This window comes from Vibrio sp. 1F263, assembly GCF_041439035.1.
In the GTDB taxonomy this organism is placed as follows: domain Bacteria; phylum Pseudomonadota; class Gammaproteobacteria; order Enterobacterales; family Vibrionaceae; genus Vibrio; species Vibrio tasmaniensis_A.
Map to the genome: position 1 here is coordinate 21,299 of NZ_JBGONI010000015.1, position 26,173 is coordinate 47,471.

The following is a 26,173-nucleotide window of genomic DNA, read 5'->3' on the forward strand; positions in this document are numbered from 1 at the left end:
AAAGTGGAAGCCCCTTTATACCAAACCCCGCAAGGCTGGCAAAGCAGGTTTATTTAAACAGTTGTAAAAGTGCTGATAAATGCAGCAAAAGTACCATTTACGCATAAAGATAAAAAAAATCACGCAAACGGTTGCTTTTGGTGTTACGTCACAAAAAGAAATGCTTTATAATGCGCTCGCATTGAAGAGGTGGAATCGGCATAGGTTTGGCAACCTTCGGGAATAGCTTCGAAGAAAACAGTTAGGTTGTTCCTATAACCCACTGAATTTATTCCAATACTACCTTAATCAACTGCATAAGAGACCTAAGCACATGAGAATTTTGCGTGGCTCCCCAGCTCTATCTGAGTTTCGTGTTAACAAGCTTTTAGAGCTTTGTCGTGAATTAAGCTTACCTGTAACAGGTATTTACGCTGAGTTTGCCCACTTTGCTGATCTAACGGCAGACCTAGATGAGTCTGAAGTTGAGAAGCTAGAAAAGCTACTGACTTACGGTCCAACGATTGAAGAGCATGAACCTGAAGGTTTACTGCTGCTTGCAACGCCACGCCCGGGCACTATCTCGCCTTGGTCTTCAAAATCAACAGATATCGCACACAACTGTGGACTGGCTAAAGTGTCACGTCTAGAGCGCGGTACTGCTTTCTACATTGAAACCTCTGCTGAACTTTCTGAGCTTCAACTTGTTGAGCTAAAAGCAATCCTGCACGACCGTATGATGGAAGTGGTTTTCACTGACTTCGAATCGGCAGCGGCACTATTTACCGTGGCTGAGCCTGCTCCTTATGCGGAAGTTGACCTATTAACTGGCGGACGTAAAGCGCTTGAAAAAGCAAACGTCACCCTAGGTCTTGCACTTGCAGAAGATGAGATCGATTACCTTCTTGAAAGCTTCACCGAGAAGTTAGGTCGTAACCCGACCGACATCGAACTAATGATGTTTGCACAAGCGAACTCAGAGCACTGTCGTCACAAGATCTTTAACGCTGATTGGACTATCGATGGCGTTAAGCAAGAAAAATCATTGTTCAAGATGATTAAGAACACCTTTGAAACGACACCAGAGCACGTTCTGTCTGCTTATAAAGATAACGCAGCGGTAATGACAGGTTCTGAAGTGGGTCGTTTCTTCCCAGATCCAGAAACTCGCCAGTACAACTACCACCAAGAAAAAACACACATCTTGATGAAAGTTGAAACGCACAACCACCCTACAGCAATCTCTCCATGGCCGGGTGCATCAACAGGTTCAGGCGGTGAAATCCGCGATGAAGGCGCAACTGGTATTGGCGGTAAGCCAAAAGCGGGTCTGGTTGCTTTCTCTGTATCTAACTTGAAAATTCCGAACTTCGTTCAACCTTGGGAAACTGACTTTGGTAAGCCGAGCCGTATCGTTACTGCTTTGGATATCATGCTTGAAGGCCCTCTTGGTGGCGCAGCATTCAACAACGAATTTGGTCGTCCAAACCTATTAGGTTACTTCCGTACTTACGAAGAGAAAGTAAACTCTCACGCAGGTGAAGAAGTACGTGGTTACCACAAGCCAATCATGCTGGCTGGTGGTCTAGGTAACATTCGTGATGATCATGTTCAGAAGAAAGAGATCCCAGTAGGTGCAAGCCTAATCGTTCTTGGCGGTCCAGCAATGAATATCGGCCTTGGTGGCGGTGCTGCATCTTCAATGGATTCTGGTTCTTCTTCTGAAGACTTAGATTTTGCTTCTGTACAACGTGAAAACCCAGAGATGGAGCGTCGTTGTCAGGAAGTTATCGACCGTTGTTGGCAGCTTGGTGATGCGAACCCAATCGCATTTATCCACGATGTGGGCGCGGGCGGTATCTCGAATGCACTTCCTGAGCTAGTAGACGACGGCGAGCGTGGCGGTATCTTTAACCTACGTGACGTGCCAAACGATGAGCCGGGCATGAGCCCACTTGAGATCTGGTGTAACGAATCTCAAGAGCGTTATGTAATGGCGGTTGCTGATAAAGACATGGCAACATTCGATGCGATTTGTAAGCGTGAACGTGCACCTTACGCCGTGGTTGGTAAAGCAACGGAAGAGCGTGATCTTAAATTAGAAGATTCACACTTCGACAACACGCCAATCGATATGCCTATGGACATCCTATTAGGTAAAACGCCTAAGATGCACCGTGACGCGAAAACGCTAAAAGCGAACAACCCCGCGATTGATCGTTCTGGTATCGAACTAAACGAAGCGGTTGACCGTATTCTTCGCCTACCAACAGTGGCAGAGAAAACATTCCTTATCACCATCGGTGACCGCTCGGTAACAGGCCTTGTAGCTCGTGACCAAATGGTTGGTCCATGGCAGGTTCCAGTAGCAAACTGCGCAGTAACAGCGGCAAGCTACGACTCTTACCACGGTGAGGCTATGTCTCTTGGTGAGCGTACGCCAGTGGCACTGCTAGACTTCGGCGCATCGGCTCGTCTAGCGGTTGGTGAAGCAATCACTAACATCGCAGCGACTAATATCGGCGATATTAAACACATTAAACTGTCGGCTAACTGGATGTCTCCAGCGGGTCACCCTGGTGAAGATGCAGGTCTTTACGAAGCGGTTAAAGCCGTGGGTGAAGAGCTATGTCCGGCACTGGGTCTTACTATCCCTGTGGGTAAAGACTCAATGTCGATGAAGACTAAGTGGGAAGAGAACGGCGAACAGAAAGAAGTCACATCTCCGCTATCTCTTGTTATCACTGCGTTTGCACGTGTTGAAGACGTTCGTAAGACGATTACGCCTCAGCTTCGTACTGACAAGGGTAATACAAGCCTAGTTCTTATTGACCTAGGTAACGGCCAAAACCGCATGGGTGCAACGGCACTAGCGCAAGTTTACAAGCAGCTTGGTGATAAACCAGCAGACGTAGACAACGCAGCGCAGCTAAAAGGCTTCTACGAAGGCGTTCAAACGCTTGTAGCGAACGACCAAGTTGTCGCTTACCACGATAAAGGCGATGGCGGTCTATTCGTAACACTTGCTGAAATGGCGTTCGCAGGTCACTGTGGTGTTAATGCAAACATTGAAGCTTTAGGTGAAGACACACTAGCTGCACTATTTAACGAAGAGCTAGGTGCGGTAATCCAAGTTCGTAACGATGACCTAGACGCAGTACTTTCTACACTTGCTGCAAACGGCCTAGAAGCGTGTTCACACGTGATTGGTTCTGTTGAAGCATCAGACGAAGTAGTGATTAAGTCAGGCGCAGACGTTGTAATCCAACGTAACCGTACTGAACTACGTACTATCTGGGCTGAAACGACGCACAAGATGCAAGGTCTACGTGATAACCCAATCTGTGCAGACCAAGAGCACGAAGCGAAGAAAGACAACTCAGACCCAGGTCTGAACGTGAAACTAAGCTTCGACGTAAATGAAGACATTGCTGCTCCTTACATCAACACGGGTGCTAAGCCTAAAATGGCGATTCTACGTGAGCAGGGTGTTAACTCTCACGTTGAAATGGCAGCAGCATTTGACCGTGCAGGCTTCGAAGCAACTGATATTCACATGAGCGACATCCTAACGGGTCAAGCGGTACTAGAAGAGTACAACGGCCTTGTGGCTTGTGGTGGTTTCTCTTACGGTGACGTACTAGGCGCTGGTGAAGGTTGGGCTAAGTCGGTTCTGTTTAACGACTCTACACGTGACCAGTTTGAAAACTTCTTCAAGCGTGAAGATACCTTCTCTCTAGGTGTGTGTAACGGTTGTCAGATGCTGTCTAACCTGCGCGAGCTAATCCCTGGTGCTGAGTACTGGCCACGTTTCGTTCGCAACGAATCTGAGCGTTTTGAAGCACGTTTCAGCCTAGTTGAAGTTCAGAAGTCTGATTCTGTATTCTTCAATGGCATGGAAGGCTCTCGTATGCCAATCGCTGTTTCTCACGGTGAAGGTCGCGTAGAAGTGCGTGACAACGACCACCTAAACGCGATTGAAAACTCAGGTACAGTTGCCCTACGTTACGTTGACAACAACGGTAACCAAACGCAGCAATACCCGAACAACCCGAATGGTTCGCCAAATGCTATCACTGGTTTAACAACGACGGATGGCCGTGTGACTATCATGATGCCTCACCCAGAGCGTGTATTCCGTACTGTTGCTAACTCTTGGTCTCCAGAAGGCTGGGGCGAGAATGGCGCTTGGATGCGTATGTTCCAAAACGCACGTAAGAATGTGGGTTAATCTGGTTCACTAAACCTAATTGTTTTAAAAGCTAATAAAAGCGCAGACCTAAAGGTCTGCGCTTTTTTGTTAGGTTTGATGTTTATAGAGCTAGGATCAAAAAAGCCGCAGAATTTGCCCCCTGCGGCTTTAGACTTTCTATTTATATAGAACTCTAGAATCTAACGATTAGTTGTTGCTGTGTAGCTCGCTGTTCAGTTCAACAGCAGACTTGTTCGCTAGACATTCAATTTGGCCAGTAATCGAGTTACGACGGAACAGAAGGTCAGAAACGCCAGCAAGGTCACGAGCTTTAATGATTTCTACTTCGTTGCCTTCTTTATCTAACATGCGAACCTTAGTACCCGCAGTCACGTAAAGACCAGACTCAACCGTACAACGGTCGCCCATAGGGAAGCCAAGACCAGCGTTTGCGCCTAGTAGGCAGTTTTCGCCGATAGAGATAACCATAGTACCGCCACCAGACAGAGTACCCATGATAGAAGCGCCGCCGCCGATATCAGAACCGTTACCTACAACCACACCTGCAGAGATACGACCTTCAACCATGCTCACACCGGTAGTACCCGCATTGAAGTTGATGAAACCTTCGTGCATTACTGTTGTGCCTTCGCCTACGTGTGCACCAAGACGAACACGAGAAGTGTCAGCAATACGAATACCTGTTGGTACCACGTAATCCACCATCTTAGGGAACTTGTCTACGCAATCTACAGACAGAGCGCGACCCGCTAGGCGAGCTTCGATTTGACGCTCAGCCAGCTCAGGAAGATCGATAGGGCCTTCGTTAGTCCATGCGATGTTGTGCAGTAGACCGAAGATACCGTCTAATACCGTACCGTGTGGTTGAACTAGGCGGTTAGAGATCAGTTGCAGCTTAAGGAAGCCTTCAGCAACTGATGCTGGCTTCTCGTCAGTCGCAAGAACAACAAGAACAAGAGGTTGCTCAGATGCTGCTGCTTTTTCTGCGAAAGATGCGTTTGCTGCATCGTCGTTTGCTGCGAATGCTTTCGCTAGTTCTGCGCTTTGTGCAGCAGAGATTTCGATAGCTTGGTTGCCTTCAGTGTAACCTGCAACTTCACCAACAGCCGCAACAAGAGCGTCGCTTGGGTTTAGAAGTGGGTTAGGGAAGAACGCTTCAATGATTTTATTGTCGCGGTTTTTGGTTGCCGTACCGAAGGCTAGTGAAAAGTAAGCCATGTTGAATCTCCATGTGTTGAGTCTTGATTTTGCTATTTCATAACAGCGGCTCGAATAACAAGCGCTGCCGTTAGCAAAGTTAATTTAATTGCGTTCATCATAAAGAGAGCGCCCTCGTTATGAAAGGGCGCATCGGGATAAAGTCTGTAAAATGATATTGCTTGTCTTTCTGGAGATAGTTTTCTGCAATGAGAAAATGATGCAATTCAACAAAATTTGATATCAAAGTTAGATAACCAACGTTCTTTAAATGAACAACACTCTTTAGATAAATAGCGCTTTATAAGCCTGCTCAATCCCTTCAATCAACATCTGCATACCGATAACGGCGAGTATTAAACCCATCATTCGGGTTATCACGTTCAATGCACTTGGTCCGACAGCTTTAACAAATCGCTCGCCGAATACAAATAAGACATAGGTTAGGGTACACAGTAGGCCGAAAGCGACGATGGTTATGATGGTTTCATAGACCCCCTCGGTACTGGCAAAGTTCATCGCAGTGGCAATGGTGCCGGGGCCAGCGAGAATTGGCATTGCAAGTGGTGAGACGGCGATACTTAGAGCTGCGTCTTTCTGGGCGTCTGAGTTCACTTTCTCTTTTGCTTTTGAATGTGTTGAGTCACCTTGCAGCATGTGAAAGCCAATCAAAAAGACCAGAATGCCGCCTGTGATGCGCAGTGCGTACAGCGTGATACCAAAGAGATCAAAGATCAGTTTGCCAGAAATCGCAAAAGTACTGACGATAACGAAGGCGATAAGTACCGATCGGAATGCGATAGATTTAACCGTTTCCCTGTCATTATCACCGGTTAACCCAAGAAAGATTGGCGTATTAGCGATAGGGTTCATAATGGCAAAAAAGCCCATGAACACGGTAATGGTATGAATGATGAGCTCTTTCATATTATTCCTTTGAAAAGATGCAGTTAAATACAAATAATTATTAGAAATAGATAGTAGAGCAAGTGTGAATAAAAAACAGCCAGCATAAGGCTGGCTGTTTGGTTTTAGTGATAGGTGTAGAGTTTTGGTCGTCTGTTGTTGCTTGTTTCTCAGTTTACGGACTCTACTCTATGGATAGAGCATGGCGCTCAACGTTGTCGTTATGCGTTTTGAGATTAGCTTACTGCTACAGCCAATGCAACTGTCGCACCGACCATTGGGTTGTTACCCATACCGATGAAGCCCATCATTGCCACGTGAGCCGGAACAGAAGAGCTACCTGCGAACTGAGCATCAGCATGCATTCTGCCCATGGTATCTGTCATGCCGTAAGACGCTGGGCCTGCTGCCACGTTATCTGGGTGCAATGTTCTACCTGTACCGCCGCCTGAAGCAACTGAGAAGTAAGGTAAACCTTGGCGAGTACGTTCTGCTTTGTAGATACCTGCAACAGGGTGTTGGAAGCGCGTTGGGTTAGTTGAGTTACCCGTAATACTCACATCCACTTCTTCTCTGTGCATGATTGCCACGCCTTCACGTACATCATCAGCGCCGTAACACAAGATCTCTCCGCGAGGGCCTTGTGAGAAGCGGCGGCGTTCTGTTTCAACAAGCTCACCTGTTTGGTAATCGTATTGAGTGCGAACATAGGTAAAACCATTGATGCGAGAAATTAAGTAAGCCGCATCTTTACCTAGACCATTGAGTATTACCTTCAATGGGTTGTGACGTGATTTGTTGACGTTGAGTGCGATTTTAATCGCACCTTCTGCAGCAGCAAAAGATTCATGGCCCGCAAGGAAAGCAAAGCAGTGACTCTCTTCATTGAGAAGACGTGCAGCCAATGCACCGTGGCCAATACCGACCTGGCGTTGCTCAGCAACACTGCCGGGTTTGGTGAATGCTTGAAGGCCTTCACCAATGATATTCGCTGCTTGTTCTGCGCTGGTGGCTTTGCGAAATAGCGCCAGTGCTGAACCAAGGATATAAGCATCGGCAGCGCTTTCAAAAGCGATAGGCTGGGTGTCCATCACCAAGGCTTTTGGATCAACGTTGTGGGCTTTGCAGTATTGGTTCGCTTGCTCTAAAGAGTCGAAGTTCATTTCTGCCAATACGCGAGTTACCGATTCATTAAATTGAGTGTTCATCATATCTTTCCTCTAAATTGGCAAAATTAGTGTTGGCGTGGGTTAATGGTGGTAACGGCTTCATCGAAGCGACCATAAGTCCCCGTCGCAAGGTCAGCAGCTTCATTAGCTGGCATGCCTTGGTTAATCGCCTTCATCATTTTGCCGAGGTTGAGATATTCGTAGCCAATCACTTCGCTGTGATCATCAAGTGCAAGCTTGGTCACGTAGCCTTCTGCAAGCTCTAGGTAACGAACGCCTTTCGCTGAGGTTGAATAGCTGGTGCCTACTTGGCTACGTTGTGTTTGACCTAAGTCTTCCAATGCTGCGCCAATTTCTAGGCCGCCTTCAGAGAATGCGGATTGAGTTCGACCGTAAACGAATTGCAGAAAGGTTTCACGCATGGCTACGTTAATAGCGTCACACACCAAGTCAGTATTCAGAGCTTCAAGAATGGTTCTTCCTGTGAGGATTTCGGCTGCCATCGCGGCTGATTGAGTCATGCCTGAACAACCAATCGTTTCGATTAGCGCTTCTTCGATGATGCCGTTTTTTACGTTCAGCGTTAGTTTTGCTGCACCTTGTTGTGGTGCACAAGTGCCGACGCCATGGCTTAAACCAGAAATAGCGATGACATCTTTTGGACTAACCATAGCACCTTCAACTGGAATTGGAGCTGAAGTGTGAAGATCACCCCTTTGAATAGGGCACATTGATTGAATTTCTGAAGAGTAGTGCATAATGTTTTCTCACTGATAGAGCCATTTAAGACCTAGGGCGTTGAGAAAACAGGACGTGTTGGAAGAGGTGTGGCTAATTCACTACAGATCTTGAGTATCGATCATCCAAAGGTGTCATGAAGCTCGGTCTTAATAGACTAAGTCCATTCCAAAATGGAGGAGTAGCGATACATCCAACAGTATTACCTGTTTTCGATTCTGTAGGAGTCATTAGCACGGTTCAAAAGAACGGGCGGTTGAAGCAAAAGCTTAGGTGGAACCCCATCACCTGATGGCTATAGATTAGATCTTAATCACACTTTTGTGCAAGCGAATGTTTAGAGCGATTTCGACTATAAACAGAGTTCATTATATTTCGATAAGTATAAAAAAACGCCAATAACGAGCTCTGATTAGAGACATTATTGACGTTTTTTAGAAAACTTCAGCTAATTAAGCGGCATCTTCTTCTGCGTCTTCAACAGCTTCAAGCTTCTTTTCTTTTTTCGGAGCTGGTTTACGCTTAGCACCTAATGCGTAAAGAACTTCTTCTTTGTTCTTCGCTAGGTACATAGCAAGCTCTTCTTGCTTGCCTTCATCTTCAACTAAATCGCTTTTGCTTAATAGTTCAAAAAGCTCATCAGCCATATCCAGCATTTTGTCGTATGCGTCAGCTTCGGCTTTAGAGGTAAAAGTCATTTTCTCTTCTCCGTTGCGTTCGACCACGTACTTGACGATAACAGCCATGGTTAATCCTCTAAGTTTGATAAAATTTCACTGGCTTTTTATACAGTTTCTGATGTTAAAAGTCCAGTTGGAGCCCTAACAATGCGGCCTCAATCTTGATGTGTAGCCCAGTCTTCACAATAACTCATGAAAGATTTCAGCAGTGGGCTCTGGTATTTGTCTTTGTGAACCAGCATCCAGAATCGACGTTTCATGTCGAGTGGGACATCGAGTGCTTTCACTCGGCCTGAGTCAATTGCTCGTTGCGCAGCCAGCCGTGATAAACACGCGAATCCAAGATTGGCAGAAACTGAATTGATGATCGCCTCGGTGGTGTTGAGCTCAAAGGATTCATACCAGTGTTCGATACGCGGTGCGACGGCACGAAGGAAAAACTCGCGAGTCCCTGAGCCTGATTCACGTAGAATCCAGTGACTATCTTCTAAATCGCTTAAAGTCACTTTTTCTTTTGAAACGAGAGGATGTTGATTACTAACAATAATACACATTTCATCGCAGCTAAACTGACTCGAAATGAGTTCAGGGTGTAATGTTTTTCCTTCAATTAGCGCGATATCAAGTTCATAATCCACCAACTTTTGGCAGATCAGCGCACTGTTTGAAATGAACAAGCTTTGATCCTGATGCTGAGTTAGCTCGCGAAAGCCAGACAGAATAAACGGTGCAACCTGATTACCAATTGTGTCACTCGCACCGACCTTTAGATTGCCACTTAAAGGCTGGTCGTCACGGAACAAAACATCAATACCAGCAGTACGATGTAATATCTCATCCGCCAAAGGAAGAAGCTTTTGTCCTTCTTGATTGAGAATTAATCGGTTGTTGACCCGGTCAAATAGAGAGTGGCCCAATTGTTTCTCCATCTCGCCCAGCGCCATGCTGACAGCAGCCTTAGACAAAAACAGTGCTTCCGATGCGGCGGTAAGCGTCGAATGTTGGGTAATGGTGACAAACACTTTGAGTTGTTTGATTGAAATATTAGCCATCAGGTTCCTAGTTTTACGCTGCTGGAGGAAAGGTATCGTTCAGTATTAATGAACACTTGTTATATATAATTGGATATTGTTTAACGAAGCGCAAGCGTATTATGGCTTCAACAAGCTGATGAGTTCACAAGTTTAGTGAATTAAGTTTAAGAGAGGCTGACATGATTCAACGTATTAAATATAGATTAACAGGAGCTCCAACACCCATGGCAGGGTTAGCACTCGCAATTGCAAGTTTAGGCTGGTGTTGGGATGGTGTTTTAGTCGCACAAGGTATTTTGCACACACCGGGTTTGGTGCAGTGGGTCAGTGCTGGTATTGCGGCTGTATTGCTTCTTGTTTTAGCTGTGAAATTTTTGATTCACGGCCACTTATTACGTGAAGACCTTGCTCACCCTGTTGTCGGCAGTGTTGTACCCACATTCGCAATGGGTTGTATGGTGGTGTCTGCTTCGTTGGCTCCGATCTCTCAATTCTTACAAGAAGCTGTGTGGCTCGCTTCGGTAGCGTTACATGTCGTGTTCTTGGTGAGCTTCTTATACCACAGAGCTAAAAACTTTGAGATTCACCACATGGTGCCAAGCTGGTTTGTGCCACCAATCGGTATTATCGTGGCAGACGTTTCTTTTTCAGGTAACCCGATCTTAGAACCCGTTGCTCACGCGACTTTAGTCTTTGGTTTATTGGTTTATGCCGTAATGCTACCTCTTATGATCTACCGTTTGATCTTCTCTCATGAAGTGCCTGACGCAGCAAAACCAACCATTGCGATTATGGCGGCACCAGCAAGTCTATCTTTAGCTGGCTACCTAACGGTGACGGCAAATCCTTCGCCAGTGATCATTGGGTTACTCTTTGGCATTGCAGTGTTGATGACGTTTATTATCTACATCGCGTTTTTCAAACTACTTCGTCTGCCATTCAGCCCTGGCTATGCGGCGTTTACATTCCCAATCGTGATTGGTGCAACGGCGCTATTCAAATTGGCGGCTTGGATGCAAGCACAAGGTATTGAAGCGCATTACATAAATCAAGTATTCGGTCTAGCGTATCTAGAATTGATTGTGGCAACGTTTGTGGTGGGTTATGTGGCGGTTCGTTATTACATGAATTACAAACCTCACCGTGTTCTAAGCGCGGTAGGCAGTAAACTGTAAGAAGCAATAGTTCAAAAGATAAACGGACCTTAAGTTTTCAGTATTTCATAAGCTTATATTCCTAATCCAAACACGGCACTTATGCTAATCTGGCTTTATATTGTGGCAAGATTAGCGTGAGTGCACTTTGTTTACTGTTTACCATTCCAATAAAGTTGATACTTTAAAAATCCTTCTCGTTCACTTAATCAAAAGTGATCCTTTAGCCAATCCTTTCGAAAAAGAGCAGATCTTGGTTCAGAGCCCAGGTATGTCTCAATGGCTTAAGATGGAACTCGCCAAAGAGTTTGGCGTAGCAGCAAATATCGATTTCCCACTTCCTGCAACCTTCATTTGGGATATGTTTACCCAAGTGCTTCCTGATGTACCAAAACGCAGTGCTTTTAATAAAGAAGCGATGACGTGGAAGTTGATGAGTTTGCTACCCGCTAAGCTTGACCACCCTAATTTTTTACCTCTACAACGCTACCTTGAAAACGACGAAGATGATTCGAAGTTGTATCAATTGGCAGAAAAAATTGCCGATATCTTCGATGGTTACTTGGTGTATCGACCGGAGTGGATGGCGATGTGGGAAGCGGGAGAGCCCGTTGCAGAACTTATCGATGATGAGGGACAACAAGAGCACCCTTGGCAACCGATTTTGTGGCAAGCACTCTATGAGAAAACTTTGTCTCAAGGCCAATCTAAATATCACCGTGGCAACTTGTATCACGACTTCATTGAAGCGCTAGCCAAGCAACAAGGTCAACTGCAACATCTGCCTAAACGCTTATTTGTGTTTGGTATCTCTTCGTTGCCTCCTCGTTACATGGATGCGTTGAAAGCACTCGGTGAGCAGATTGATGTGCACTTGATGTTTACCAACCCTTGCCAACATTACTGGGGCGATATTCGCGACCGTAAATATTTGGCAAGAGTTGAAGCCCAGCGTCGTAAGCAGTTTGCGTTGGTTGATGGTTTACCTAAATTGGAGGGTGAAACTTCACCATTGAAAGATGGCATAGAAGCTAATATTGAAGACGAACTGCATACCAGCCAAGCCGTGGGTAATAGTTTACTTGCGTCTATGGGGAAACTGGGCAGAGATAACCTGTTTTTACTATCTCAATCAGACTGCGAAGAGCATGAGTTCTTTATTGATGTTGAGAGAGATAACCTATTGCATCAACTGCAAGCCGATATTCTCCAGTTAGAAGAACATCAAGACGACCACATATTAGATTCCAGTAACCATAAACAGGTTGTTGAACTTGGCGATCGCTCTCTAACCGTACATGCGTGTCATAGCCCAATGCGTGAGGTTGAAGTCCTTCATGATCAGTTGTTGGCGATGTTTGATACCAACCCGACTCTGAAACCACGCGATATCATCGTGATGGTGTCTGACATTAATGCTTATAGCCCAGCGATTCAGGCGGTATTTGGTAATGCACCGGGTGAGCGTTATATCCCTTACTCGATCTCTGATAGAACCGCAGACCAAGAAAGCCCAATTCTGACCGCCTTCATGCAGTTAGTCGCGCTACCAAACACGCGCTGTCTAGCTTCTGAGTTGCTAGAGCTGTTAGAAATTCCTGCGATGATGGCACGCTTTGGTATTGACGAGTTTCAATTCGAGCAAGCCAAGCAATGGGTTGAAGAAGCGGGTATCCGTTGGGGTGTCGATGCTTCAACGGCGACAGAATTTGATTTACCTGCGACCGAGCAAAATACTTGGCTATTCGGCATTCAGCGCATGCTATTGGGTTATGCGATGTCAGACTCTGCAGGTTTGTTTGAAACTGAACACTCTCCGATTGCCGCTTATAACGAAGTTCAGGGTATTAACGCCGAACTTGCGGGTAAGTTAGCGCACTTTATTGACCGTATCGCTCATTACCGCCAACGACTAACTGAAACCCAATCAATCGATATGTGGCGTGAAACCTTGCTGCAAATGATTGATGATTTCTTCGCCGTTGAGCTAGAAGGCGAGGTGGTGCTTAAGTCGATTCGTGATGCACTTTCTCAACTGAATGAACAGCTTGATGATGCCTTGTACGAACAAGAGCTATCGCCAAGCATTATCTATCAGTACTTGAATAATAAGCTGTCGGGCGCGCGTATTAGCCAGCGTTTCTTAGCGGGGCAAGTTAACTTCTGTACTCTGATGCCGATGCGTTCCATTCCGTTTAAGACAGTCTGTTTATTGGGTATGAATGATGGGGTTTACCCTCGCTCAATGCCACCAGAAGGTTTTGACTTGATGAACGGACGCACACGACCTGGCGATCGTTCTCGTCGTGATGATGACCGCTACCTATTCTTAGAGGCGATGCTGTCGGCGCAAGAGTGTTTGTACATAAGTTATGTCGGCCGCTCGATTCAAGATAATACTGAGCGAGTGCCGTCGGTATTGGTTTCAGAGTTGATTGAATATTGTCAGCAAAACTACTGCTTAGGTAAAGACCAAGCACTACCAAGTGATGATTCTGGTATCAAGCTGACTCAAGCGATCAGTTTTGAACACACCATGACGCCGTTCAGCCCTGCAGCCTTTACACAAGGTGATGAAAGTTATGTATTGAGTTACGCCAAAGAGTGGCTTCCTGCGGCTAACCGTTCCGGTGAACGCAGTGGTGAATTCAATCGTGCCTTGGATGACTATTTGCTTGGTGCGACTTATCCATTGGAGCTCGATCTGGTTGAGCTACAGCGTTTCTGGCGCTTGCCGGTGCAATACTTCTTTAATCGCCGTTTAAAAGTCGTGTTTGAGCCACCGCTGCCGGTAATGGAAGACGATGAGCCATTCGTGCTTAATGGCTTAGAGAGCTTCCAGCTTAAAGATGCTTTGCTCCAAGTACTACTCGATCACCCAGAAGGGGCAGATGAAGCGGTTCGCTTGTTTGTCTCTGAGCAAAAAGCCCAAGGTCGACTACCTGTTGGCGCCTTCGGTGACATCGAATTTGAAACCAATCGTGTTCAAGCGGAAGACTTAGCCAAAGAGATTCGATTTGTGAGCGGATCACCGCAGCAAGATCTCGAAGTGAATATCGAGTTTGACGTGTTAGGCGAAGGTAAGCCTGTTCGCTTGATGGGGTGGTTAACTCAGAACTACCAATCAGGTCTAGTGCGTTTCCGTAGCGGCAAAATACGCTCTCAAGATTACTTGGCTGCGTGGATTGATCATCTATCCTGCGCTGTTATGGGGCACGGAAAAACGACCCATATTATTGGCTATGACAGAAAAGAGGGCGTGGTTCACCAAACGCTACAGCCTATTGGTGATGCACAGCAGGCGAGAGGTTTGCTGGCGGAATTAGTGCGACTGTTTTATCAAGGCATGACTGCACCACTGCCTTACTTCCCGAAAACCGCATTGGCTGGCGTTGAGGCGGGCTTTAGTCGTGGTAAGTGGGTTGATGACGAAGAGAAGTCACTCAAGAAAATGGACGATACCTTTAATGACAGCTTTGCCTTTACGGGCGAGGGCAGAGATACCTACATCTCACGAATCTGGCCTAAGTGGGATGATGAACTGGCCGTTCAATCACGTATGTACTCGACACTTGTGCTACAGGCGGCAAGGTTGGCTGCAGCCGATCTGGAAGATCAGGAGTAATTGGCTGTGATCGACAAGATCAATAGCGTATGCGCTGAATTAATAAAAGACCAAAGAGAGTCGCTGCTAAGCATTTGGGATGCTTACTTTCCAGGTGAAGGGAATCAAGGTGAGGGTAAGCAAGGTACAGGAAATAAAGTGGCCGCCAGTAAATCATTATTAGTGTAGGGCGTTCGCTGTACGGCCACAGGTCAGAGGGACCATTATTCTGTGGTTCAAAGTAACGCCGTAAAGTACAAAACTCATAGGCGCTCCTGAACTCGTGGGCGCATAGTAGCGAGGCGATCTGAATTGATCCGTGAGAGAGATCGCACTAACTATTAACAAATCAGCGTAGGACGTAAATTGAATGACGTTTTCCACGCTAGGTCACATTTATAGCAATAGTCACATTTTTAACAGACTCATCTATCAAAAGGCAGTAAGGCATGACGACCACAAGCAGTGTTCAGGTAATCGCTCCAAAAACACTCGATACCATGACGTTTCCACTTCATGGCGCGCGTTTAATTGAAGCATCGGCGGGTACGGGTAAAACATTTACTATTGCTGGCTTGTATTTGCGCTTACTGCTGGGGCACGGCACTGCTGCGCCGCAAGGTGATCTGACGGAAGCTACACGACACCATGAGCCACTAACTGTAGACCAAATTCTAGTGGTGACCTTTACCGAAGCGGCAACGGCAGAGCTACGTGATCGTATTCGTGCTCGAATCCATGATGCACGGATTGCGTTTGCTCGTGGGCAAAGTGATGATCCAGTGATTGCTCCTCTGTTACAAGCCATCGAAGATCATGTTGGCGCGGCGAAAACCCTGCTCAATGCCGAAAGACAAATGGATGAGGCCGCGGTCTACACCATTCATGGTTTCTGTCAGCGAATGTTGACCCAAAATGCTTTTGAGTCTGGAAGCCGTTTTGATAATGAATTTGTGACTGATGAAAGCCACCTAAAAGCACAAGTGGTTGCTGACTATTGGCGTAAACAGTTCTACCCGCTGCCAATTCAACTCGCGGGCGAAGTGCGAAATATTTGGGGTTCTCCCGCTTCATTATTGGCTGACGTAAATCGCTACCTGACGGGTTCTCCACTAAAGCTAACGGTAGATGCGATGTCGGGTGACCTGCAAACACTGCACAATCAAAACCTAGATAAAGTGAAGCAACTTAAGGCGTTGTGGTGTGAATCTGAAGCGGACTTTCTGGCTTTGATTTCAGGTTCAGATGTGAACAAGCGTAGCTACACCAAGAAGTCTTTACCGACTTGGTTAGAAGCCGTCACAGCATGGGCACAGAGCGACACTCATGATTACCAGTTCCCAGATAAATTAGAGAAGTTCTCACAAGCAACATTAATCGAGAAAACACCAAAAGGCACTGCACCTCAGCACGCCGTTTTCGAAGCGATTGAGGACTTCTTAAATTATCCAGCAGATCTAAAAGCTCCATTGCTGGCGCATGCCATTACCCATTGTCGGACTATGCTAGCTAAGGCTAAACAGCAAAAGCAGTGGTTATCGTTTGATGATTTGTTGACTCAGTTATCTGCGTCAATTGATGTGGATGAGCAATCATTGCTAGTGGAGAGAATCCGCACCTTATACCCAGTGGCGATGATCGATGAATTCCAAGATACCGATCCGCTGCAATACAGTATTTTTAGCCGAATCTATCTCGATAACCCGCAATGCGGTCTGTTTATGATCGGCGACCCGAAGCAGGCTATCTATGGCTTCCGTGGTGCGGATATCTTTACCTACATTAAGGCAAGAAACCAAGTTAGTGCTCACTATACGTTAGGCACTAACTGGCGTTCGAGTGCTGATATGGTCAGCGCGGTAAACCAAGTGTTTATGAATTCGGATAGCCCGTTTATCTACGACCAAGACATTCCATTTTTGCCCGTAGCAGCGAGCCCATCGGCTGACAAACGCCAATGGGTGATGGATGGTCAAACTCAACACGCGCTCACTTTTTGGCTGCAAGAGACTGAAGACAAGCCCTTACCAAAAGGCGAATATCACAAAGCAATGGCTGAGGCGACGGCGAGTCAAATTCAAACCATTCTGACCGCTTCTCAAAACGAGCAAGCTTATTTTGATAACGGTAAAAAGCAACATGCCGTGAATGCAGGTGATATTGCTGTCTTGGTTCGAACCGGTAGTGAAGGTCGCCTGATTAAGAATGCGTTGTCGGAACAAGGCATCGCTAGTGTGTATTTGTCTAACCGAGACAGTGTATTTACCAGCTTGGTCGCGCAAGATATTCAACGCCTATTGCAAGCGGTGTTGACACCTGAAAACGATCGTGCATTGCGCGCGAGTTTAGCGTCGGAATTGTTTTCTTTGGATGCCGCATCATTGGATGAACTCAACAACGATGAAGTGGTTTGGGAAAACGTCGTTAACGAATTTCGAGAATATCGTAAGTTGTGGCTACAGCGTGGCGTATTACCAATGCTTCGCAGCGTGATCAGTAAAAGGCATCTCGCGGAACGCTTACTGGAAGAAGAAAATGGTGAGCGCTCACTCACTGATTTAATGCACATTGGCGAATTGCTGCAACAAGCTAGGCAAGAACTCGACAGTGACTATGGCTTGTTACGTTGGCTAGCAGAAGCGATATCAGATGCGCAAAATGGTTTAGGTGGCAGTGAAGACGACATTCAACGCCTTGAATCAGAGAGAAACTTAGTTCAAATCGTCACTATTCATAAATCGAAAGGTTTGGAATATGACCTAGTATTCCTGCCGTTCGTGGCGAGTTATCGTGAAGCGAGTGAAGGTAAGTTCTACGACCATGAATCAGATACCACAGTGCTTGATATTACGGGTAGCGACAGTGCCTTAGCGCAAGCCGACAAAGAGCGATTGGCGGAAGACTTACGTTTGATTTACGTGGCGCTTACTCGTGCCGTTTACGGTTGTTTCATTGGTATGGCTCCTTTACGTAAAGGGCGTTCAACCAAAGAGCCGACCGGCGTTCACTTAAGTGCCATGGGCTACTTGGTTCAAAATGGACAAGAGCAAGGCATCGCCGAGTTACATCAAGCTCTGTCAGCGATTGAGGGGAAGAATTCAAGCGTATTGCTGTCTGAAACACCAACCGCTCACGAGCAAGTTTTTGTACAAGCAGAACAAGTGAGTGACGACTTACAGGCCAGTGAACTTAAGGCGTCAATCGACCGAGCTTGGCGTATCACCAGTTACTCAGGACTAGTCAAACAGGGCAGCCACGGAGCAAGCCATGATGCGACCATTGAGGTGTCTGGCTTTGATATTGATTCGGCGGATGAACAAGACGAGTCTGAGTTGATAGAACCTGAACGTTCTATATTCACCTTCCCTCGTGGCGCTCGTCCAGGTACCTTCTTGCACACCTTGTTTGAGGATGTTGAATTTACCGAGCCAGCAACCAGCGAACATAACACGCAAGTAATCACTCACTTATTAGAGTCAGAGCAATACGAATTCGAGTGGCTACCCGTGCTTCAACAACTTGTCGATACGGTGCTGAACACCGCGTTGGATGGTAAAAATCTAAAACTTAGCGAGAAAGACTCAACGCAACGTTTAGTCGAGATGGAATTCTTGTTGCCGATCGAAGTATTAGCCGCATCTGAATTGAATCAAACCATTCAGTATCACGATCCGCTATCAGCAAAAGCGGGTGACCTTGGCTTTCAAACCGTGCAAGGCATGTTGAAAGGCTTCATCGATTTAGTGTTTGAGCACCAAGGTAAATACTATGTCCTCGACTGGAAATCGAATCATTTAGGTGATGACGTTGCCGTCTACCATGGTGAGGCATTGAAATCGGCAATGGCTGACCACCGTTACGATCTTCAATATCAAATCTATGCGTTGGCATTGCACCGCTTCTTACGCAGTCGCGTTGCAGATTACAGTTATGAACAACATTTCGGTGGGGTTTATTACTTGTTTCTAAGAGGAATGGACGGCCAATCTCAACAAGGTATTTTCTCGGCTAAACCAACACTGGCTTTGCTCGATGAAATGGATCAATTGATTGACGGTAAAGTGATAGACAGACGTTCAGCGCAATTGAATGACGATGAAACTGGACAGATGGGGCTTCTATAATGATAACAACGACCAATAATACCGGCATGGAAACTGCGAACTCTGTAAAGCCAGTTTCACTTATCCCTGAACAGCTCATGGATGTACTCAAGTTCCTTGCGGATAAGGGCTCAATTCGTCAATTGGATTATCAGTTTGCCCGTTTTATTGCGCAGCAAGCGACGAGTCATTCTCAAGAGATCGGCTTTCTTGCTGGCGTTGTAAGCCATGAATTAGGCAAGGGGCACATTTGTACTCAGCTTATACAACTGCATACGGCAGCCCCTGAACTAACGGCAGATCTAGCCCAGTTACTCGGTTTGTACGGTGAAACGGCACTGCAATTGAACCAAAAACTGTTGGGTATTGATTGGGTGATTGTCCTGCAATCATCTAACCTAGTTGGAACAACGAATGACTGCGTTAAACCGCTGATGTTTGATGGACAGCGTGTCTACTTACAGCGTTATTGGAACTACGAAGTTGTGTTGGCTGAAACTCTAAACCGTTTAAGTAAGCCAGTAGAGTTCAATATTGAGCAGAAAAAAGCACTGACTGAGACGCTCAATCAGCTTTTTGCACGCAGTTATCACTTCCTGTTTAATGCCTTAACCAAGGCTGAAGCAAACCAACAAACCTCTCAGGTATTACGTCAGAAGTTAGTGTGTGACCATCTAGATATCGTCGATGAACAGGCTTTGGATTGGGGTTCTATCGATCAAGCGATTGTTCAAGCCAAACAAGTGACCGATTTAGATGTGCTGGATAGTCTAGTGCCGTTATCTGTCTGTTTGAACTGGCAAAAAGTAGCGGCAGCGGTGGCGTTAAGTCGACGTTTTGCGGTTATTTCTGGCGGACCGGGCACCGGTAAAACGACCACGGTAACTAAGTTACTTTCGGCGATGGTCGAGCAATCACTAAGCCAAGGTAAAACACCGACGATCAAGCTAGTGGCACCAACAGGTAAAGCGGCAGCACGTTTAACTGAGTCGATTGGTAAAGCGATTGAGCAGCTGCCATTAGCTCCTGAAGTAAAGGCCAACATACCGACTGAATCCAGTACTTTACATAGGTTACTCGGCGCGATTCCTAATCGAGCGGAATTTAGACATAACCGACGCAATCCACTTCACCTTGATATCTTGGTGGTGGATGAAGCTTCTATGGTTGATCTGTCGATGATGTATAAGCTGGTGGATGCACTTCCTGAGCACGCAAGGCTTATCTTGTTGGGTGATAAAGACCAACTGGCTTCAGTAGAGGCAGGTGCTGTGCTCGGTGATATCTGTTCATTCAACTCTGCGGGTTACAGCAGTGCGCAAGGCAACTTGATTGCGGAGATGACAGGCTTTGATGCGATAGCCAATACACAGCAAGCAAAAGCGGGAGCCGTTAATCCTCCGGCGATTGCAGACAGCTTGTGTATGCTGCAGAAGAGTTACCGTTTCGATGCGCGTTCTGGTATTGGTCAGCTGGCAAAAGCAATCAATAACGGTTCTGCGAATCAAGTAGACCAAGTGTTTGCCAAAGGTTTTGGCGATATCGAAAATCATCCTCTATCGAGCGACAGCTATAACTTGATGCTGCGTACCTTGGTTAATGAGTATGGCGCGTATCTCAATCGAATGAATGTGCCATTGGAAGAGTTAGAAACTCAAGAAGCGAGAGCCAAATCGGTACTCGATTTGTTCAGCCAATGCCGACTGTTGTGTTCTATTCGTGAAGGGGACTTTGGTGTTAAAGGTCTCAACCATAGAATTGAAAGGGCGCTTGCCGCAAGACGTTTGGTGAGCCCTCATAATGATGAACTGTGGTATCACGGGCGTCCTGTAATGGTGACGCGAAATGATCATGGCTTGGGTTTGTACAATGGTGATATTGGTATCTGTATGCTTGAGGTGGATTCAAGCCAACCTGATTCAGCACCTCGCTTGAAGGTCTATTTTGAGTTGCCGGATGGTAGCGTGAAAGCTGTGTTACCAAGCAGAGTGCCCGATCATGAAACGGCTTATGCAATGACGATACATAAATCTCAGGGTAGTGAGTTTGATCTGACCTTAATGATCTTGCCGCCGGATTTCAGCCCTATTTTAACGCGAGAGCTTATCTATACCGGTATTACACGAGCCAAGAAACGACTGATGATGTTCAGCGACACAAATGTGTTGAAGCGTGGGATTAAGGTGAAAACAGAGCGAGTGAGTGGTTTAGGCAGTCGCTTAACTAATTAGTCGTTATGGACGCTAGAGAAGGGCTTGAACTTAATCTAGATAAACACAAAGCAACCATCCCTGGTTGCTTTGAACGTTATTAAGACTCTTTGCTTAAAAACGCTCGAGTAAACGATATGTGGTTTATCTTGTATTTTGCTTGGCAATTCAAAATAAACTCTTTTAGATTCTCGCTAACAGGGAACACGCAGTGTACGTCTAGCCCTTCTAAGAATTGGTTATCAGCCATATCCCAAAAACTTTGCAGCGAGTTACAAACAATGGTTCTCATATCAATGTTGCTCTTTTGCTGTTTATATTAACGAGCAGACTGACTACTAGCATGCTGATCGTTAACGGGTATAGCAATCCGTGCAGTGACCTCCTAAATGTCATAGATTAAACATTCGGCGGCATTCCAATAAAAACGCTTGTCGATATTCATAAAGCGTGCAAATTCTATACAATTACAACTGTGAATGAAAGTGCATATTTAATAAATCTCACATGAAAAACGATTACATTTGCAATAGATTCCTTATTAAAGTGAGGTTTTACTCCAAATTTAATTTACACGTTTAACGCTAAGATCTTGGAATTCCTTTGATAGTTGTACAGACCTTGTTTTTCCATTGGTAATTCATCAACAGCAATCTCATAAAAACCCTGTTCACGGAACCAATGAAGGCTGTGTGTGGTAAGAACAAAGATCTGGTCGATATCACGAGATTTGGACTGATGACGCATGTAATCCAGCAGTATCTGCCCACGGTTGCCATCTCGGTAGTCTGGGTGAATGGCGACACAGGCCATCTCTGCCATGTGATCTTCTGGATAGGCGTATAGCGCAGCGCAACCAATGATCAGACCGTCTTTTTCGATGATGGTAAAACGATGGACTTCTTGCTCTAACTGCTCTCTTGAGCGACGAACAAGAATGCCTTGTTCTTCAAGAGGACGAATGAGGTCAAAGATACCACCGATGTCATCAATCTGAGCTTGTCTGACTTGTTCGGCACTCGCCATGACCACTTGGGTTCCAATACCATCAAAAGAGAATAGCTCTTGGATCAATGCACCATCGACTTTGTAGCTGATCAAGTGACAACGAGGCACGCCTGCTCGGCAAGCGGAGATCGCTCCTTTCAAGAAGCGCAGTGTTCCGGTGCTCATGTCTTCGGCGGGGTTCTGGGATTCCGTTAAGCGTTCAAGAATTTGCTTGGCGTCTTTAGGGAAGAGTTCGGCGAGTACATTACCGCTTTCGTCAGTCACCCCTTGCTCAGAACAAAAGCCAATCAGTTTGTCGGCTTTCAAACGGATAGCAACTTGTGTCGCGACCTCTTCCGAAAGCAGGTTAAAGCTTTCGCCAGTGACTGAACTGGCAATCGGCCCAAGAAGGACGATGGAACCTTGGTCAAGGGTGCGATTGATCCCTTCGATGTCTATTCGACGAATGCGTCCGCTGTGGCAGTAATCTGTACCATCATCGACGCCTAAGGGTTGAGCGGTAATGAAGTTACCACTCATAACATTCAGTTGAGTTCCTGCCATTGGGGTGTTGTTCAAACTCATTGAAAGGCGAGCGGTGATCGCAAGTTGCAGTTGTCCAGCCGCCTGCATTGCAACACCTAAAGAATATTCATCTGTGACTCTAATATTTTTATGGTAAGGCGTATGGCAGTCTTGCTTCTCTAACAGTTGGTTGATCTGTGGTCTTGCCCCATGAACGAGAACAATCTTAACCCCAAGGCTATGAAGCAGGGCTATATCACTAATAATATTGCCAAAGTTTCTATCGGCAACGGCTTCACCTCCCAACATAATCACCATGGTTTTACCACGGTGAGCATTTACATAAGGGGTCGATTGCCTAAAGCCTTTGACTAGCGCTGTACTTCTTAATTTCACAGAATAAGTCTTCCTTGTTTATTTATTCGATAATTTAGCATTTAAATTCAAATCTGAACAACAACTTTTTGGAATGAAGCGCAAACTATTCTCATCTAGGCTTCGTTTTATAAACTGTCTCAGTGTACAATGCGTACAGCATCCTTATGAGTCGTAAACGAATGCAAAAAAATCCAGTAAGAAAGAGTAAGATTGATGAGCTCGCAAAAGGTCTTTACAGTGGAGCAGAGCAGCGCAACAAACCTAAATTGAGACGTAAGCTCATTGAACGCAGTTTAATGGTTTTAGCTTTGGTGGGTTCGTTTGCCGTCGCTTCCTTGTTCGCCGATGTGTTTTCTCGAGTACAAGATGCGGTGACACCAGAGACACTGCTATATGGCACTTGGGTAGAGCAAGATGTCGCTCGTTATGCTGCGGACGAGTTTGTATTGAATGATAATGGTGTGTCAGTACGTGGCTCGGTTGTATCGACTCATTTTGACTTTGATGGTAAGTACTTCGAATATAAGGCAGGCAATAAAACGTATCGCTTTCGCCTAACGAATTCTGATAAGACAGAAATGATGCTTGTATCGGACAATCACTATAATCCAGTCTTTCGCCTTAAAGGTTATATCGATAACTCAGTTCGATAGGTTATCTTACTGTAAACATTTACAATCTAAGATTGTGTTATCTGATCGTTTTTGTCATCCTCGATGCATAGAATATTTAGGATGACTCTTGTGATTAAAAAATGGCTTCCCCTTGTTGCTGCCTCTTTCTTATTTGGCTGTGCTCAACCCACTGATCTTGCCCAACAACACCTTGATGGTGAATTTCCCCGAACCTTAAATAAGGTCGATTTGGTTGAATCTAATAAACCAAGAGACTTCACCGCATTTGCAGAGCAAGCTGAGATGGTGGTTTCTAAATCCCCTTCGATGGCTAAAATCTATGAGCCGCTTTATCAGCAACTCAATGAATGGGCGGTGCTGAGTGGAGAGCCGAGTGAACTCGCTAATTTTGGCGTTCAAACTGCTCAATTAGGTGGTGGTGATAAACAAGGTAATGTTTTATTCACGGGTTACTTTTCTCCTGTAATGGAACTGCGACATGAAGCAAACGAAGAATACCGATTCCCTGTTTATGGGCTTCCAGAGTGTGATAAAGAGTGTCCAACACGCGAAGAGATCTACAACGGTGCATTAGAAGGCCAAGGTCTTGAGTTAGGTTATTCAGCAAACCGTATCGACCCATTTATGATGGAAGTACAGGGCAGCGGCTTTGTGCATTTCGGAGATGATGACACGCTGCAGTATTTTGCATACGCGGGTAAGAACAATAAAGCTTACGTGAGTATTGGCCGTGTTTTGATCGAGCGAGGTTTAGTGCCACGCGAAAAAATGTCATTGAAAGCTATCAAAGAGTGGGTCTTGGTAAACGATCCTGAAGTGGTAAAAGAACTGCTAGAGCAAAACCCATCGTTTGTCTTCTTTAGCGCGAGAGATGATCTATCCGTAATGGGTAGCGCTGGCATTCCTCTATTACCGATGGCGGCGGTAGCGGGCGATCGCTCTATCTTACCAATGGGAACACCTATCCTGGCTGAGGTTCCGTTACTGAATGCTGATGGTACTTGGAGCGGCGCGCACCAACTAAGACTACTATTGGTTTTAGATACCGGTGGTGCGGTTAAGCAAAACCATTTGGACCTCTACCATGGTATGGGCCCACGAGCAGGAACTGAAGCGGGTCATTACAAGCATTTTGGTCGGGTGTGGAAGCTGGGTCTAGATGGCAGCGCAACCGAAGCGCCTTGGGCTTTGCCTCCTGAAAAGGTCGAGTAAACAACAATAAAATGGGGCATTGAAAGCGAATCGCTAATCCCCTAGACTTTTAATTCAAGAGTGCGTATAAAACGCACTCTTTTCTTTTTCTCAGAAATAAATTGGCGGCAACAATGCGTGAATTGACCACTCCAGCTTCAGAAAACTATGACCAACGATTTGGTGGCACTCGTCGCCTATATGGCAATAGTGAAGTAGATATACTTAGAGCAGCACACGTGTGTGTGATCGGTATTGGCGGTGTCGGTTCATGGGCGGTTGAAGCGCTTGCTCGTACAGGTTTAGGTGAGCTGACATTGATCGATATGGATGATGTGTGCGTGACGAACATTAACCGTCAAATCCACGCAATGTCGGGCACGGTTGGTAAGAGTAAAATCGAAGTGATGGCAGAGCGCGTTAAGCTGATTAACCCTGAGTGTAAAGTGAACCTGATCGACGACTTTATTGGTCCTGATAATCAGGCTGAATACCTATCGAAAGAGTTCGACTTTGTGCTCGATGCGATTGATAGCATGAAAGCTAAGGCTTCGTTGTTGGCGTATTGCCGTAGCAACAAAATCAAAGTGATCACTACGGGTGGCGCGGGTGGGCAAGTTGACCCGACTCAAATTAAAGTGGCTGATCTGACTAAAACGATTCAAGATCCGTTAGCGAAGAAATTGAAAGACACATTGCGTCGTCATCATAATTTCCCTAAGAACCCTGCGCGTAAGTTTGGTATCGATTGTGTGTTCTCGACTGAGCAACTTAAATACCCTCAAGCTGACGGCAGTGTATGTGCTGCGAAAGCGACCGCAGAAGGTCCAAAACGTATGGATTGCGCGACGGGTTTTGGTGCCGCGACAGTGGTAACCGCGACTTTTGGTTTTGTGGCTGTTTCACGTATCGTAGAAAAGATCGTTCAAAAGCACGCTAAGTAACGTCTTCTTCTCAATTAACAATCGACTGGATATTAAAATGACCACATTCCCAAGCTTTCCATTTGGCAAAGAAATTACCAGTGATGATATTGTCGCAAAAATGCAGACTTTCAGCGGCTGGGAAGATCGTTATCGCCAGGTGATTCAGTGGGGTAAGAAACTGCCTAGCATGCCTGATGAACTGAAAAGTGAACAGGTTGTCGTATCTGGTTGTGAAAGCCAAGTGTGGTTGGTTTCTCAAAATATCGACGGTGTTTGGCGCTTTTGTGCTGATTCTGATGCGCGTATCGTTCGCGGTCTGATTGCATTAGTGATGGCTGCGTATGATGGAAAAACATCAGAGCAGATTCAAGCGTTCGATATCGATGGATACTTTGAACAAATCGGTTTAATTACCCATCTAAGCCCATCTCGCGGCAATGGATTAAAAGCGATTGTTGCTCAAATCCAAGAGCTAAGTGCTTAACATTTCTTAGATACACAGAAACAAAAAGGGTTGACGCTAAACGCCAACCCTACATAATTT

At 45.8% G+C, this 26,173-nt stretch carries 18 protein-coding genes and 1 riboswitch; of the genes, 10 read left to right on the forward strand and 8 right to left on the reverse strand.

Going from position 1 to position 26,173, the window contains the following annotated elements:
• Nucleotides 1-313: 313 nt before the first annotated feature.
• Nucleotides 314-4,210 (forward strand): phosphoribosylformylglycinamidine synthase, encoded by a 3,897-nt coding sequence (gene purL / locus ACED25_RS11615; protein WP_371695308.1) that lies wholly within the window; start codon nt 314-316, stop codon nt 4,208-4,210.
• A gap of 168 nt (nt 4,211-4,378) precedes the next feature.
• On the opposite strand, the gene dapD is transcribed toward purL, so the two are convergent.
• The 6 genes from dapD to ACED25_RS11645 all read right to left on the reverse strand — a co-directional run bounded on the left by dapD (nt 4,379) and on the right by ACED25_RS11645 (nt 9,934).
• Nucleotides 4,379-5,410, reverse strand: a complete 1,032-nt coding sequence (gene dapD, locus ACED25_RS11620) for a 2,3,4,5-tetrahydropyridine-2,6-dicarboxylate N-succinyltransferase (protein WP_009848346.1) — start codon at nt 5,408-5,410, stop codon at nt 4,379-4,381.
• 264 nt (nt 5,411-5,674) lie between these two features.
• Nucleotides 5,675-6,316, reverse strand: a complete 642-nt coding sequence (locus tag ACED25_RS11625; protein WP_371695309.1) for a MarC family protein — start codon at nt 6,314-6,316, stop codon at nt 5,675-5,677.
• A gap of 215 nt (nt 6,317-6,531) precedes the next feature.
• A complete protein-coding gene (locus ACED25_RS11630; RefSeq protein ID WP_371695310.1) occupies nt 6,532-7,506 on the reverse strand; it encodes a GGGtGRT protein in 975 nt (324 codons plus the stop codon).
• Between the two features lie 23 nt (nt 7,507-7,529).
• On the reverse strand, nt 7,530-8,222 hold the full coding sequence (locus ACED25_RS11635; protein WP_371695311.1) for an iron-sulfur cluster assembly scaffold protein: 693 nt from the start codon (nt 8,220-8,222) through the stop codon (nt 7,530-7,532).
• A 194-nt stretch (nt 8,223-8,416) separates the two neighbouring features.
• Nucleotides 8,417-8,500: riboswitch (Fluoride riboswitch) on the reverse strand.
• Nucleotides 8,501-8,654: 154 nt separating this feature from the next.
• Nucleotides 8,655-8,948, reverse strand: a complete 294-nt coding sequence (locus tag ACED25_RS11640; protein WP_004735185.1) for a YebG family protein — start codon at nt 8,946-8,948, stop codon at nt 8,655-8,657.
• 89 nt (nt 8,949-9,037) lie between these two features.
• Complete coding sequence (locus ACED25_RS11645) at nt 9,038-9,934, reverse strand: LysR family transcriptional regulator (RefSeq protein ID WP_371695312.1); 897 nt, start codon at nt 9,932-9,934, stop codon at nt 9,038-9,040.
• Nucleotides 9,935-10,140: 206 nt separating this feature from the next.
• Here ACED25_RS11645 and ACED25_RS11650 point away from each other — a divergent pair, with 206 nt between their 5' ends.
• The 5 genes from ACED25_RS11650 (at nt 10,141) to recD (ending at nt 21,008) form a co-directional block, all read left to right on the forward strand.
• On the forward strand, nt 10,141-11,091 hold the full coding sequence (locus tag ACED25_RS11650; protein WP_102580015.1) for a TDT family transporter: 951 nt from the start codon (nt 10,141-10,143) through the stop codon (nt 11,089-11,091).
• Nucleotides 11,092-11,218: 127 nt separating this feature from the next.
• Nucleotides 11,219-14,695: an exodeoxyribonuclease V subunit gamma gene (recC, locus tag ACED25_RS11655; protein ID WP_371695313.1), complete on the forward strand. Its 3,477-nt coding sequence runs from the start codon at nt 11,219-11,221 to the stop codon at nt 14,693-14,695.
• Nucleotides 14,696-14,701: 6 nt separating this feature from the next.
• Nucleotides 14,702-14,863: a hypothetical protein gene (locus ACED25_RS11660; protein WP_197088169.1), complete on the forward strand. Its 162-nt coding sequence runs from the start codon at nt 14,702-14,704 to the stop codon at nt 14,861-14,863.
• A 260-nt stretch (nt 14,864-15,123) separates the two neighbouring features.
• Complete coding sequence (gene recB / locus ACED25_RS11665; RefSeq protein ID WP_371695314.1) at nt 15,124-18,798, forward strand: exodeoxyribonuclease V subunit beta; 3,675 nt, start codon at nt 15,124-15,126, stop codon at nt 18,796-18,798.
• Nucleotides 18,798-21,008: an exodeoxyribonuclease V subunit alpha gene (gene recD, locus ACED25_RS11670; protein WP_371695315.1), complete on the forward strand. Its 2,211-nt coding sequence runs from the start codon at nt 18,798-18,800 to the stop codon at nt 21,006-21,008. Before recB ends, recD begins: the two co-directional genes overlap by 1 nt.
• Before the next feature lie 79 nt (nt 21,009-21,087).
• Here recD and ACED25_RS11675 read toward each other — a convergent pair whose 3' ends face one another.
• Nucleotides 21,088-21,279, reverse strand: coding sequence for a hypothetical protein (locus ACED25_RS11675; RefSeq protein WP_004735192.1), 192 nt, complete (start codon nt 21,277-21,279; stop codon nt 21,088-21,090).
• A 278-nt stretch (nt 21,280-21,557) separates the two neighbouring features.
• A complete protein-coding gene (gene argA, locus ACED25_RS11680; RefSeq protein ID WP_012603356.1) occupies nt 21,558-22,895 on the reverse strand; it encodes an amino-acid N-acetyltransferase in 1,338 nt (445 codons plus the stop codon).
• Nucleotides 22,896-23,056: 161 nt separating this feature from the next.
• Here argA and ACED25_RS11685 point away from each other — a divergent pair, with 161 nt between their 5' ends.
• The 4 genes from ACED25_RS11685 to csdE all read left to right on the forward strand — a co-directional run bounded on the left by ACED25_RS11685 (nt 23,057) and on the right by csdE (nt 26,113).
• Complete coding sequence (locus ACED25_RS11685) at nt 23,057-23,530, forward strand: DUF2850 domain-containing protein (protein ID WP_029225603.1); 474 nt, start codon at nt 23,057-23,059, stop codon at nt 23,528-23,530.
• A gap of 81 nt (nt 23,531-23,611) precedes the next feature.
• Nucleotides 23,612-24,724 carry a murein transglycosylase A gene (gene mltA, locus ACED25_RS11690; RefSeq protein WP_017101899.1) on the forward strand — a complete coding sequence of 371 codons (1,113 nt, stop codon included), beginning with the start codon at nt 23,612-23,614 and terminating at the stop codon, nt 24,722-24,724.
• 113 nt (nt 24,725-24,837) lie between these two features.
• Nucleotides 24,838-25,647 (forward strand): tRNA cyclic N6-threonylcarbamoyladenosine(37) synthase TcdA, encoded by an 810-nt coding sequence (gene tcdA, locus ACED25_RS11695; protein ID WP_102250040.1) that lies wholly within the window; start codon nt 24,838-24,840, stop codon nt 25,645-25,647.
• A 37-nt stretch (nt 25,648-25,684) separates the two neighbouring features.
• The gene (gene csdE / locus ACED25_RS11700; protein ID WP_009848361.1) at nt 25,685-26,113 is read left to right on the forward strand and encodes a cysteine desulfurase sulfur acceptor subunit CsdE; all 429 of its coding nucleotides are present in this window, start codon (nt 25,685-25,687) and stop codon (nt 26,111-26,113) included.
• Nucleotides 26,114-26,173: the final 60 nt, after the last annotated feature.